This window comes from Streptosporangium sp. NPDC000509, assembly GCF_042898365.1.
Taxonomy (GTDB): domain Bacteria; phylum Actinomycetota; class Actinomycetes; order Streptosporangiales; family Streptosporangiaceae; genus Streptosporangium.
The window spans coordinates 7,192-21,831 of the sequence record NZ_JBIAYX010000001.1 but is presented as its reverse complement, the minus strand read 5'-3'; the positions used below and the strand labels follow the sequence as shown (position 1 = coordinate 21,831).

At 74.9% G+C, this 14,640-nt stretch carries 1 protein-coding gene (only partly in view); it reads left to right on the top strand.

Going from position 1 to position 14,640, the window contains the following annotated elements:
• Positions 1-14,640, top strand: the end of a protein-coding gene (locus tag ACFY3D_RS00025; RefSeq protein WP_389972837.1) for a type I polyketide synthase. Its footprint begins 15,087 nt before the window's first position; only the last 14,640 of its 29,727 coding nucleotides appear in the window; its start codon lies off the left edge, out of view; it ends in the stop codon at positions 14,638-14,640.

Here is a 14,640-nt window from a genome sequence, read left to right as displayed (position 1 = left end):
CCGAACCTGGAGGCGCTCGCGGGATACCTGCGCGCCGAGATCGCCGGGGTGCGGGCCGTTCCCGTCGCCGTGGCAGGTCCCGCGCGGGCCGCCTCGGACGAGCCGATCGCGATCATCGGGATGGCCTGCCGCTACCCGGGCGGGGTTCGCTCCCCCGAGCGGCTGTGGCAGGTCGTCCTCGACGGGGTCGACGCGATCTCCGGGTTCCCCGGCGACCGCGGCTGGGACGCGGACGGGCTCTACGACCCCGATCCGGGCCGGCCGGGAAAGACGTACTCCACCTGGGGCGGCTTCCTGCACGACGCGGCGGAGTTCGACGCCGACTTCTTCGGGATCTCGCCGCGCGAGGCACTCGCGATGGACCCGCAGCAGCGGCTGCTGCTGGAGACGGCCTGGGAGGCCGTCGAACGGGCCGGGATCGCCCCCTCGTCGCTGCGCGGCAGCCTGACCGGCACCTTCGTCGGGGCCAGCTACCAGGACTACGCCCTGGCGATGGCCGGCGGCAGAGAGGGCCTGGAAGGCCATCTGATCACCGGCACCATCTCCAGCGTGCTGTCCGGCCGGGTGTCGTACCTGTTCGGTCTTGAGGGCCCGGCTGTCACGCTGGACACCGCGTGCTCGTCGTCGCTGGTGGCGCTGCACATGGCCTGCCAGTCGCTGCGCGACGGTGAGAGCTCGCTCGCGCTCGCCGGTGGGGTGACCGTGATGTCCACCCCCGACGCCTTCATCGGGTTCAGCAGGCAGCGGGCGATGGCCCCCGACGGCCGGTGCAAGGCGTACTCCGACTCGGCGGACGGGATGAGCCTGGCCGAGGGGGTCGGCCTGCTGCTGGTGGAGCGGCTGTCCGACGCCGAGCGCAACGGGCACCCGATCCTCGCGGTCGTCCGAGGGTCGGCGATCAACCAGGACGGCGCGTCCAACGGGCTGACCGCGCCGAACGGCCCCTCGCAGCAGCGGGTGATCAGGCAGGCGCTGGCCAACGCGGGGATCTCGGCGGCGGACGTCGACGCGGTGGAGGGCCACGGGACCGGTACGGCGCTGGGCGACCCGATCGAGGCGCAGGCGCTGCTCGCGACCTACGGCCAGGACCGCGACCGCCCGCTCCTGCTGGGATCGGTCAAGTCCAACATCGGGCACACCCAGATGGCCTCCGGTGTCGCGGGCGTGATCAAGATGGTCATGGCGATGCGGCACGGCCTGCTGCCCAGGACGCTGCACGTGGATGCCCCGTCCTCGCACGTGGACTGGTCGAGCGGCGCGATCGAGCTGCTCACCGAGCCGAGGGAGTGGGTGCGGGCGGGGCGTCCGCGCCGGGCCGCGGTGTCGTCGTTCGGACTCAGCGGCACCAACGCCCACGCGGTGCTGGAGGAGGCGCCGCCGGTCGCCGCGCGGGCCGGGCAGGCCGCGCCCGTCGTCGTCCCCGTGCTGGTGTCGGGCAAGAACGACCAGGCCCTGCGCCACCAGGCGGGACGGCTGCTGTCGCTGCTCCAGGAGTCGCCGGACCTCCACCCCGCCGACGTCGCCCTCTCCCTGGCGACCTCGCGCTCCCACCTCGACCGGCGCGCGGCGCTCGTCGGACGGGACCGCGAGGAGATCGTCGACGGGTTGCGGGCGCTGGCGGAGGAGCCGCAGGACGGCGCCGTCGTCGCGGGGGGCGTCGCGGGGACCGTCATCCACGGCGGCGCGGTCCACGGCTCCCTCGCCTTCATGTTCACCGGCCAGGGCGGCCAGCGCGCGGAGATGGGCCGCGAGCTGTACGGTCGCTTCCCCGTGTTCGCGGACGCGCTCGACGAGGTGCTCTCCCACCTGGACGCGGACCTGGACCGCCCGCTGCGCGAGGTGCTGTTCGCCCCGGCCGGTACGGCACAGGCCGCCCTGCTGCACGAGACCGGCTACACCCAGCCGGCGCTGTTCGCCTTCGAGGTGGCCCTGTTCCGGCTGCTCGAATCGTGGGGGGTGCGGCCCGACCACCTCACCGGCCACTCGGTCGGGGAGATCGCCGCGGCGCACGTCGCCGGCGTGCTCTCGCTGCCGGACGCGTGCACCCTGGTGGCGGCCCGCGCCCGCCTGATGCAGGCGCTGCCCACGGGCGGGGCGATGGTCGCCCTGGAGGCCCGCGAGGAGGAGGTGCTCCCGCTGCTGGCCGGCCGCGAGCACGAGGTGTCGATCGCGGCGGTCAACGGCCCGACCTCGCTCGTCGTCGCCGGCGAGGAGGACGCCGTCCAGCAGATCGCGGCGCGGCTCGCCGCCGGAGGACGCAGGACCAGGCGGCTCCAGGTCTCCCACGCCTTCCACTCCCCTCGGATGGAGGCGATGCTCGACGACTTCGGCCGGGTCGCTCGCGGCCTGTCGTACGCGCCTCCGCGGATCCCGGTCATGTCGAACGTGACCGGCGAGCCGGCGACCGCGGAGCAGCTCTGCTCGCCCGACTACTGGGTGGAGCACGTCCGCAGGCCGGTCCGCTTCGGCGACGGCGTGCGCCGGCTCGCGGAGCAGGGCGTCGTCACCTTCCTCGAACTCGGCCCCGACGCGGTGCTCACCGCGATCGCCGCCGACTGCCTCGCCGACCGCGCGGACGTCCGGACGATCCCCACGGCGCGCGGGGACCGGGGCGAGGAGCAGCCCCTCACGGCCGCGATGGCCCGCCTGCACACCCTGGGCGTCACCGTGGACTGGCGGGAGTTCTTCGCCGGTACCGGCGCCGAGACGGTCGACCTGCCGACCTACACCTTCCAGCGCCGCCGGTTCTGGCCGGAGGCGCGGGCCGCGGCCGTACCGGCGTCCTCGGGCGCGGAGGACACCTACTTCTGGGACGCGGTGGAACGCGGTGACGTGGCGACGCTGGCGGAAGGGCTGGGGGTCGACGGCGGCACGCTGGAGACGCTGCTGCCCGCGCTGTCCTCGTGGCGCCGCCACCGGTGGGAGCACTCGGCCGTGGACGGCTGGCGGTACCGGTCCGTCTGGAAGCCGCTGCCCTGGTCACCGCCCGCCTCGCCCTCCCCGGACGCGGGAGCCCGGTTGCTCGTGGTGATCCCCCGGGGGTACGCGGACGAGGAGTGGGTGACCTCGCTGGCGGGCGCGCTGGGCGCGGAGGCCGACCGGATCGAGGTCGGGGAGGACGACCGGGCTGCGCTGGCCGTACGGGTACGGGAGCTGTGCTCCGCAGGACCCCGGCCGGTCGGGATCGTGTCCCTGCTCGCCCTGGACGAGCGCGACCTCACCGGCCATCCCGGGGTTCCCGCGGGTCTGGCGCTCACGGTCACCCTGGCGCAGGCCCTCGGCGACGCGAGGGCCGAGGCACCCCTGTGGTGTGTGACCCGGGGCGCGGTGTCGGTGGGACGCTCGGAACGGGTGTCCCGGCCGCTGCAGGCCGCCGTGTGGGGTCTCGGCAGGTCCGTGGCGCTGGAGCAGCCGCATCTGTGGGGCGGCCTGGTCGACCTGCCGGAGAGTCTCGACCCGGGCACGATCTCCCGCCTGGCCGGCGTGCTGTCCGGCATCCGGGGCTCCGGCCTCGAGGGCGAGGACCAGCTCGCCGTACGCGCCCCGGGGGTCTACGGCCGCCGCCTGGTGCACGCCCCGATCGGCGAGAATCCCGTCGCGCGGGAGCTCACCCCGCCGGGCACGGCCCCGATCGGTCCGGGCACCGTACTCGTCACCGGAGGCACCGGCGCGCTCGGGGCACGCGTCGCCCGCTGGGCGGTCCGCGCGGGTGCCGCGCACGTCCTGCTGGTCGGCCGACGCGGGCCGGACGCCCCGGGCGCGGCCGAACTGCGGGACGAGCTGACCGGCCTCGGCGCCGAGGTCGACCTCGTGGCCTGCGACGTCGCCGACCGCGACGCGCTGGCCGCCGTACTGGCCGGAATCCCGGAGGACCGGCCGCTGAGCGCGGTCTTCCACGCGGCGGGCGTGGTCGACGACGGGGTACTCGACGGACTGACGCCCGAACGCCTCTCGTCGGTGCTGAGGTCGAAGACGGCCGCCGCGCTCACCCTGCACGAGCTGACCGAGCACCTGGACCTGCCGGCGTTCGTGCTGTTCTCCTCCACCTCCGCCACCTTCGGCTCGCCGGGGCAGGCCAACTACGCGGCCGCGAACGCCGTGCTCGACGCACTGGCCGAGCATCGGCGCGGACGGGGTCTCGCGGCGACGTCGATCGCCTGGGGACCGTGGGCCGGGGCCGGCATGGCGGCGGACGCCGCCGGCGTGGAGAACCGGATGCGCAGGGCCGGCCTGGAGATGATGTCCCCCGACCTGGCGATCCACGCACTGCGGCAGGCGATCGAGCAGGACGACACGACGCTGACCGTCGCCGACGTCGACTGGTCCCGATTCGTCGGCGCCTTCGCCGCGATCCGGCACAACCCGCTGGTGAGCGACCTGCCCGAGGTCGCCGCGGCCGCCGCGGTGGCGGACGCGGGGGCGATCGGCGCCGGAGGGGACGGGACCGCCACGACCGAGCCGGCGTTCCGGCGGCGGCTGGCCGGGCTGCCCGCCGCCGAGCGGGGCCGAGCCGTCCTGGACCTGCTGCGCGGCTGCGTGGCCGCCGTGCTCGGCCACGCCGACGCCGACGGCATCGCACCGGACCGCCCCTTCAGAGAGCTGGGCTTCGACTCGCTCACCACCGTCGAGCTGCGCAACGTGCTGGCGGCGACGACGGGGCTCACCCTGCCGGCGACGCTGGTGTTCGACTATCCCGCCCCGAGCGCGCTGGCGGACTTCCTGCTGACCGAGCTGCTCGGCTCGATGTCGCAGGAGGGTACGGCCGCCCGCACGCCGGCCGTGGTCGCCCGCGCCGACGAGGGCGATCCCATCGTGATCGTCGGTATGAGCTGCCGGTTCCCCGGCGGGGTGAGCTCCCCCGAGGAGCTGTGGCGGCTGCTGGTGGACGGGAGAGAGGGCCTCTCCCCGTTCCCCGACGACCGGGGATGGGACCTGGAGGCGCTCGCGGCAGGGCTGTCGTCCACGAACGTCGGCGGCTTCCTGCGGGACGCGACCGAGTTCGACGCCGAGTTCTTCGGCATCTCGCCCCGTGAGGCGCTCGCGATGGACCCGCAGCAGCGCCTGGTCCTGGAGGCGTCCTGGGAGGCGCTGGAGCGGGCGGGCATCGACCCCCTCGACCTGCGGGGCCGCGACGGCGGAGTCTTCGTGGGCACCAACGGCCAGGACTACGTCGGCCTGCTCAAGGGCTCCGACGCGGACGTGCAGGGGCATGTGGCCACCGGCACCACGGCGAGCGTCATGTCGGGACGGCTCTCCTACACGCTGGGGCTGGAAGGACCGGCCGTCACCGTCGACACCGCGTGCTCGTCCTCCCTGGTCGCCCTCCACTGGGCCGCGCAGGCCCTGCGCGGCGGGGAGTGCTCGCTGGCGCTGGTGGGCGGCGTCTCGGTGATGTCGAGCCCGGACTCGTTCGTCGAGTTCAGCGTCCAGGGCGGCCTCGCCCCTGACGGGCGGTGCAAGGCGTTCTCCGACTCGGCCGACGGCACCGGCTGGTCGGAAGGCGTCGGCGTGCTCGTACTGGAACGTCTGTCGGACGCGCGGCGCGAGGGGCATCCGGTCCTCGCCGTCGTCCGCGGTTCCGCGGTGAACCAGGACGGCGCCTCCAACGGGCTGACCGCGCCGAACGGCCCCTCGCAGCAGCGGGTGATCCGGCAGGCCCTCGCCGTGGCGGGGCTGTCCCCGGCCGAGGTCGACGCGGCCGAGGCGCACGGTACCGGTACGGCGCTGGGCGACCCGATCGAGGCGCAGGCCCTGCTGGCGACGTACGGTCAGGAGCGGGACCACCCGCTGCTGCTGGGGTCGATCAAGTCCAACCTCGGCCACACGCAGGCGGCGGCGGGCGTCGCCGGCGTGATCAAGATGGTGCTCGCGATGCGGCACGGCCTGCTGCCCAGGACGTTGCACGTCGAGACGCCGGCGTCGCACGTGGACTGGTCGTCCGGGGCGGTGGAGCTGCTCACCGAGGCCAGACCGTGGACGCGGCAGGACCGGCCGCTGCGGGCCGGTGTCTCCGCCTTCGGGATCAGCGGCACCAACGCCCACGTCATCCTGGAGCAGGCGCCCCCGGACGAGCGGTTCTCCGACGAGCGCTCTTTCGGCGAGCCGTCTCTCGACGGGCGGACCTCCGGCGAGAGGTCCCTCGATGAGCGGTCTGCCGACGAAGGGCTCCTCGACGAGCGGCCTCTCGACGAGCGGTCCCTCGGTGGGCGGGGCGAAGGGCGGCTGCCCGAGCCGCTCGGCGGGCCGAGGGTCCCCGCGGTCGTGCCGTGGGTCGTCTCCGGCCGGACCAGGCAGGCGCTGCGAGCCCAGCTCGATCGGCTACCGGCCGCCGACTCCGGCCTCGACCCGGTGGACGTCGGCTACTCGCTGGCGAGCCGGTCGATGTTCCGGCACCGCGCGGTGCTGCTGGCCACCCCGGACGGTACGTCGGAGATCGCGCGTGGCGAGGCCACCGCGGTCGCGGGCAGGTCGGCGATGCTGTTCGCGGGGCAGGGCTCCCAGCGCCCCGGCATGGGCCGGGAGCTGTACGCCAGGTTCCCTGTGTTCGCGCAGGCACTGGACGTGGTGCTCGCGCAGTTCGACGTCGAGCTCGACCAGCCGCTGCGGACGATCCTGTTCGCCGAGGCGGGCTCCGCCGAAGCCGAGCTGCTCGACCGGACCCAGTGGACGCAGCCCGCGCTGTTCGCGGTCGAGGTGGCCCTGTTCCGCCTGGCGGAGTCGTGGGGGCTGCGCCCGGACCTGGTGGCGGGCCACTCGATCGGCGAGATCGCCGCGGCGCACGTCGCCGGTGTGCTGACGCTGGCGGACGCGTGCACCCTGGTCGCCGCGAGAGGGCGTCTGATGCAGGCGCTGCCGGCCGGGGGCGCGATGGTCTCCGTGCAGGCGGGCGAGGACGAGGTCGTGGCGATGCTCGCCGGACGCGAGCACGAGGTGTCGATCGCCGCGGTCAACGGGCCGTCCGCGGTGGTGATCGCCGGGGCGGAGGGGCCGGTCGTCGAGATCGCCGCCCACTTCGCGGCCGAGGGCCGCAAGACCACCCGGCTCGCCGTCGCTCACGCGTTCCACTCGCCGCTGATGGACCCCATGCTGGAGGAGTTCCGCCGGGCCGTACGAGGGATCGGCTTCTCACCGCCGGCCATCCCGCTCGTCTCCGGCCTGACGGGCGAGCCGGTCGCCGTCGAACGGCTCTGCTCACCCGGCTACTGGGTCGACCACGCCCGGCAGGCGGTCCGCTTCGCCGACTGCGTGCGCACCCTGCGCGGTTCCGGCGTGAGCACGTTCGTCGAACTCGGCCCGGACGGCGTGCTGTCCGCGATGACCCAGCACTGCCTCGCGGCCGACGACACCGAGACCGGCACCCTGGTCGTGCCGCTGCTGCGCAAGGACCGCGGCGAGGAGTCGTCGGTCGTGGACGCGCTGGCCAGGCTGCACGTCCACGGGATTGTGGTGGACTGGCGGTCCCTCTTCACCGGATGCGGCGCGCGCCGCGTCGACCTGCCCACCTACCCCTTCCAGCGCCGCAGGTACTGGCCGGAGGCCGCCGTGCGGGGCGGAGGTCCGGTGGGGGACCCGGTGGACGCCGAGTTCTGGGCCGCGATCGAGCGTGCGGACCTGACGTCCGTGGCGGCCACGCTGGATCTGGAGGCGGAGTCGCTGTCGACGGTGCTTCCCGCGCTGTCGACCTGGCGCCGCGCGCGCCGCGAGCGCACCCTCGTGGACTCCTGGAGCTACCGGGTGGCGTGGAAGCCCCTGGACGCCGTGCCGTCCGCCGTCCCTTCGGGGAGGTGGCTGGTGGCCGTACCGGCGGGCCTGCCCGAGGAGGGGAGCTGGGCGGAGGTCCTCGACGCGGTGGGCGCCGCCCTGGGTGACCCCGGCGCGCTGACACGTGTGGACGTCACGAGTGCCGACCCCGCGCGGCTCGCCGAACTGCTCGATGCTCCCGACGGCCAGGCGCCGGTGGGGGTGATCTCCCTGCTCGCACTCGCCGGGACAGGTGGTGTCGGTCTAACCGGGGACGGTCTATCCGAGGGCGGCCTGCCCGGGCTGGCGTTCACGGCCGCGCTGGTGCGGGCGCTGGGCATCGCCGGTCTCGACGCGCCGCTGTGGTGCGTCACCCGGGGCGCGGTGTCGGTGGGCCGGTCCGACGCCCCGCCGAGCCCTGAGCAGGCCGCGGTCTGGGGCCTCGGCCGGGTGGCGGCGCTGGAGCATCCCCGGCGCTGGGGCGGCATGATCGACCTGCCGGGACAGCTCGACCGGCGGGCCGTCGCCAGGTTCGCCGGCGTGCTGGCCGGCGGTCCCGACGGCGAGAGCGAGGTCGCCGTGCGCGCCTCGGGAGTGTTCGGCCGCAGGCTCGTGCCGGCTCCCGCCGGGGACGCCGACCGCTCCTGGCGACCTCGCGGCACGGTGCTGGTCGCCGGGGACACGGGAGTCTCCGGCGAGCGCGTCGCCCGCTGGCTGGCCGACGCGGGCGCCGACCGGGTCGTACTGGCCGGGAGTTCGGTCCCGGCTCAGGCCGGAGAGGTCGGCGAGGCCGCGGGTCGGGGGGAATCCTTGGAACCGCTGAAGGCCGCCGACCGGGTGGAGACGGGAGAGACCGCCGCCCCGGTGGAGCTTGGGGAACCACGGGAGAGCACCGGTCGGGCGGAACCCGCCGACGCCGATCCCCGGGTGACGATCAGGCACTGCGACCTCGCGGACCGGGAGGCCGTGGCCGCCCTGCTGGCGGAGTTCCCGCCGGACGCGGTCGTCTACGCCGAGGAACCGGCCGGGGCCGCCACCCTCGAAGGGGCCGAGCCCGCACACCTCGCCGAGACCGCCACGGCCCACGTCGCGGGGGCGCTCCACCTGGACTCCCTGCTGGAAGGCCGGGAGTTGGACGCGTTCGTGCTGTTCTGCTCGCTCGCCGGAGTCTGGGGGGTCGCCGGCCGGGGGGCCGCCGCCGCCGCGGAGGCGGTGCGGGACGCGCTGATCGAGGCGCGCCGCGCCCGGGGCGCGGTGGGGACCGCCGTGTCCTGGTCGGCCTGGGCCGACGGCGGCGTGACCGCGGACAGGGGAATGGACCTGCACCTGCGGGCGAACGGGCTGCCCGCCCTCGCGCCCGAACTCGCGCTCGGCGCACTGGGCCGGGCCGTCGCGAACGGCGAGGGTGCGGTGACGGTCGCCGACGTGGAGTGGGACCGGTTCGCCCCGGCCTTCCTCGCGCTGCGGCCGACCTCGCTGCTGGACGAGCTGCCCCAGGCGAGGAAGGCGATCGAGGCGGCGGGCGGCGCCCGCGACGGCGAGCCCACCGTGGCGGCCGAACTCCGTGAGCGTCTTCTTGGGCTGCCCGCGGCCGAGCGTACGCCCCTCGTCCTCGAACTGGTCGTGGCCAGGGCGGCCTCGGTCCTCGGGCACGCGGACAGCGCCGAGATCGAGGCCGACCGGGCCTTCCGTGACTTCGGGTTCGACTCCCTCACCGCGGTCGACCTGCGCAACCAGCTCAACGCCGTGACCGGACTGACCCTGCCGGCCACTCTCGTCTTCGACCACCCGACCCCGGTGGACCTCGCGGGACACCTGGCGGGTCTGATACTCGGCGAGGAGAGCCCCGACGAGGGCGGCCTCGGCGAGGGGAGCCCGGCGTCCGTACCGGCCGCGCTCACGGACGACCCGATCGTCATCGTCGGCATGAGCTGCCGCTACCCGGGCGGCGTCCGCTCGCCGGAGGACCTGTGGCGACTGGTCACCGAGGAGGCGGACGCGGTCGGCGCGTTCCCCGCCGACCGGGGCTGGGACCTGGCCACGCTGTCCAGCGGGGACGCCGAAGGACGCGGCCGCAGCACGGCGGCCGGAGGCGGCTTCCTGTACGACGTCGCCGACTTCGACCCGGGCTTCTTCGGCATCTCGCCCCGTGAGGCGATGGTGATGGACCCGCAGCAGCGGCTGGTGCTCGAAGCCGCCTGGGAGGCGTTCGAACGGGCGGGCATCGACCCCGCGGGCCTGCGGGGCGGCGACGTGGGCGTCTACGTCGGCGCCACCGGCGGCGACTACCGGCCACCCCGCGACCACCACGGCCACGCGCAGACGGCACAGGCGGCCAGCGTGATCTCCGGCCGGCTCTCCTACACCTTCGGCCTGGTGGGCCCCTCGGTGACCGCGGACACCGCGTGCTCCTCGTCGCTGGTGGCGTTGCACCTCGCCGCGCAGGCGCTGCGGTCGGGGGAGTGCTCGCTCGCTCTCGCCGGCGGCGTCACCGTGATGTCCACCCCGGTAGGTTTCGTGGAGTTCGGTGAGATGGGGGCGCTCTCCCCGGACGGCCGGTGCAAGGCGTTCTCCGACGCCGCCGACGGCACGGGCTGGGCGGAGGGCGTCGGCATGCTCGTCGTCGAACGGCTGTCGGACGCCAGGCGCAACGGCCACCGCGTGCTCGCGGTCCTGCGCGGTTCCGCCGTCAACCAGGACGGCGCCTCCAACGGGTTCACCGCGCCGAGCGGTCCTTCGCAGCGCAGGGTGATCCACCGTGCCCTCGCCGGTGCCCGGCTGACCCCGTCCGAGGTGGACGTGGTGGAGGCGCACGGCACGGGCACCAGGCTGGGCGACCCGATTGAGGCGCAGGCCCTGCTGGAGACCTACGGGCAGAACCGCGAGCGGCCGGTGCTGCTCGGGTCGATCAAATCCAACATCGGCCACACACAGGCCGCGGCCGGAGTCGCCGGACTGATCAAGATGGTGATGGCCATCAGGCACGGGGTCGCGCCGAGGACGCTGCACGTGCAGGCGCCGTCGTCGCACGTTGACTGGTCGGCGGGCGCGGTGGAACTGCTCACCGAGGCGCGGCCGTGGCCGGACTCCGGGCGCCCGCGCCGGGCGGGCATCTCGTCCTTCGGAGCCACCGGCACGAACTCCCATGTGATCATCGAGGAGGCGCCTCCGGCCGACCTCGCCGGGGTGTCCGAGGCCGTCGAGCCATCGGGGTTCCACCGGGCACCCTCCGCCGACCTCGGCGAAGCGCCGGGGGCGGCCCCGGCACTCAACGGGACGTCCGCCGGACATCTCGCGGACCAGGCCGAGACGGTTCCCCACCTCCTGCCGGTCCCGCTGTCGGCGAAGACCCCGGCCGCGGTGCGGGCACAGGCGCGGCGCCTGCTCGACCACCTCGCCGAACACCCGGACCTCGGCCTGGCCGACCTCGCGTACTCCCTCGCCACCACCCGGTCGAGCTTCAGGCAGCGACTCGTCGTCCTGGCCGGCAGCCGTACGGAGCTGCTGGACGGTCTGCGGGCGGCGGCGGACGCGACCCCGGCCCCGCACGTGCTCGACGGCGCTCTCGGGCGACCGGGCAGGACGGCGTTCCTGTTCACCGGCCAGGGCAGCCAGCGGCCGGAGATGGGCCGCGAGCTGTACGACAGGTTCCCGGTCTTCGCCGACGCGCTCGACGCCGTGCTGGCGCAGCTGGACGCCAGGCTGGACCGCCCGCTGAGGGAGATCCTCTTCGCCCCGGCGGGAACCCCCGAGGCCGAGCTGCTCGACGGGACCGGGTGGGCACAGCCGGCGCTGTTCGCGGTCGAGGTGGCCCTGTTCCGCCTGCTGGAGTCGTGGGGTCTCACCCCTGACGTGCTGATCGGACACTCGGTCGGCGAACTGGCCGCGGCGCACGTCGCGGGCGTGCTGTCCCTCGGGGACGCCTGCGCGCTGGTGGCGGCGAGGGGCGCGCTCATGGCGGCGCTTCCGGCAGGCGGCGCGATGGTCGCCGTCCAGGCAGGCGAGGAGGAGGTGCTGCGGGCGCTGTCCGGGTACGAGGGACAGGTCTCCGTCGCCGCGGTCAACGGCCCGGAATCCGTGGTGATAGCCGGGGCGGAGCGGGCGGTGCTCGACGTGGCCGGCACACTGGCCGACAGCGGTCACAGGACGAGGCGGCTGCGGGTCTCGCACGCGTTCCACTCGCCGCTGATGGAGCCGATGCTGGCGGACTTCCGCGCGGTCGCCGAAGGCGTCTCCTACTCCGAGCCGCGCATCCCGGTGATCTCGAACGTCACCGGCGGCGCCGTCACGGCCGAGCTGTGCTCCCCGGACTACTGGGTGACACACGTGCGAAACGCCGTGCGGTTCGCCGACGGGATCCGGGCGGCGCACGAGGCGGGGGTGACCCGCTACATCGAGATCGGCCCGGACGGAACCCTCACCGCGATGGCACGGGAGACCGTCACCGCCGAGGCCGAGCTGGTCTCCCTGCTGCGCAGGGACCGAGACGAGCACCGGACCGTCCTCACCGCCCTCGCCCGGCTGCACGTGCACGGGATGAGCCCCGACTGGACCTCGGTCCTCGCGGGCACCGGTGCCCGGCAGGTGGACCTGCCGACGTACGCGTTCCAGCACGAGCGGTTCTGGCCCGACGCCGGTCACCCGGGCCCGGCCCGCGCGGCGGACCGGAACGGCACGGCGGATTCGACGGCGGACCCGGTGGACGCCGAGTTCTGGGCGGCCGTCGAGGAGGAGGACTCCAAGGCGCTGGCGTCGCGGCTCGACGTGGACGGCGACGCGCTGACCAAGGTGCTGCCGGCGCTGTCGTCGTGGCGCCGGGAGCGGCGCCGGAAGTACACGATGGACGCCTGGCGGTACCGGATCGCCTGGAAGCCGCTCACCGGTGACGGCGCGGCCGCACCCGGCCGGAGCTCGCGGACCGGTCCGGCCGGCCCGTGGCTGGTGGTGCTGCCCGAGGAACTGCGCACCGACGCCTGGACGGGCTCGGTGATCGACGCGCTCGGTGCCGACGTGGTCCGCGTGGAGGTGGCCGACCTCGCCGCGGTGCCTTCGGATCGGGCCGCGCTGGCGGAGCGGCTGGGCTCGCTCGCCGGCGACCGGCCGCTCGCCGGAGTGGTCTCGTTCCTGGCGTTGCGGGAGTCCGCGGGCGCCGGGAACCTGGGGAATGCCGGGAGCCTTGGGCACACAGTGCTTCCCGACGGCCTGGCCCTCACGACGTCGCTGATCCAGGCGCTGGGCGACGCCGGTGTCGAAGCGCCGCTGTGGTGCCTCACCCGGGGCGCTGTCGCGGCCGAGCCCGGCGAGGCCCTGCGCGATCCGGCGCAGGCCGCGATCTGGGGTCTGGGCCGGGTCGCCGCGCTGGAGCACCCGCAGCGATGGGGCGGCCTGATCGACCTGCCGGAGGGGTTCGACCGGGAAGCGGCGCGGCGGCTCGCGAGCGTGCTGGCCGGTCTGGACGGCGAGGACCAGATCGCCGTCCGGGCCTCCGGCACGTACGCCCGGCGGCTGGTGCAGGACCCGGCGGGCCAGAGCGGCGAGCCCGGCGAGTGGACGCCGTCGGGAACCGTACTCATCACCGGTGGCACCGGCGCGCTCGGCGGACACCTGGCCCGCTGGCTGGCCCGGCACGGCGCGGAGCACCTGGTGCTGGTCAGCCGACGAGGGATGGAGGCCCCCGGGGCCGCCGAACTGCGCGACGAGGTGTCGGAGCTGGGCGCCCGGGTGACCGTCGCGGCCTGCGACGCGGCCGACCCGGACGCGCTCGCCGCCGTGCTGGCCGACATCCCGGCCGAGTTCCCGCTCACCGGTGTGGTGCACGCCGCCGGCGTGGTCGACGACGGCGTGGTGGACGGCCTGACCAGGGAACGGTTCGAGACGGTGTTCCGGGCCAAGGTGGCACCGGCGGTCGTGCTGGACGAGCTGACGCGGGACATGGATCTGCCGGTGTTCGTGCTGTTCTCCTCCGCGGCGGGGACGCTCGGCACCCCCGGCCAGGGCAACTACGCCGCCGCCAACGCGGTACTGGACGGCCTGGCGGAGCGGCGCCGCGAACGCGGGGCCGCGGCCACGGCGGTGGCGTGGGGGGCCTGGGCGGGCGGCGGCATGGCGGAGGTGGCCGCGGCGCAGGAGGCGTCCCGGCGCATGGGCGTACGCCCGATGGACCCCGAACTCGCGGTCGCCGCGTTGAGCGGCCTCGTCGCCGGCGGTGAGCCGATCGCGGTGGTCGCCGACATCGAGCACGAGCGGTTCGTCCGCTCCTACACGGCGGGACGGCCCAGCCGGCTGCTGTGCGAGCTGCCGGGATACCGTGAGCTGGTCGAGTCGGAGGGCTCGGCGCAGGAGACATCACGGTCGGCGTCCGCCCTGCGGGACAGGCTGGCCGTCCTCGCGGGACCCGAACGGCTCGGCGTGCTGCTCGACGTGCTGCGCGATCAGATCGCGATGGTCCTCGGGCACTCGGGTCGCGAGGTGATCGGCGCCGACCAGGCGTTCAGGGACCTCGGATTCGACTCCCTCAGCGCGATCGAGCTGCGAAACCGGCTCACGGCCTCGACGGGGCTGAAGCTGCCCTCCACGCTGATCTTCGACTATCCGACCCCGCAGGCCCTCGCCGAACACGTGATCGCCCAGCTCCTGCCGGAGACGGGCGCGGCCTCCGGCATGAACGGCGTGCACGGCGTGAACGGCGGCAGCGAGGAGGAGGCGCGGGTCCGGGCGCTGTTCGCGTCACTGTCCATGGCGAGGCTGCGGGAGATCGGCGTGCTGGACGCGCTGCTGCACCTGGCCGGTGACCAGCAGAGTCCTGTCGACGACGATGCCGACGAGGACGCGGGCGACGCGCTCGACGCGATGGGACTCGACGAGCTGGTGCGGGCGGCCCTTGAGGGTGGAGGTCAGTAG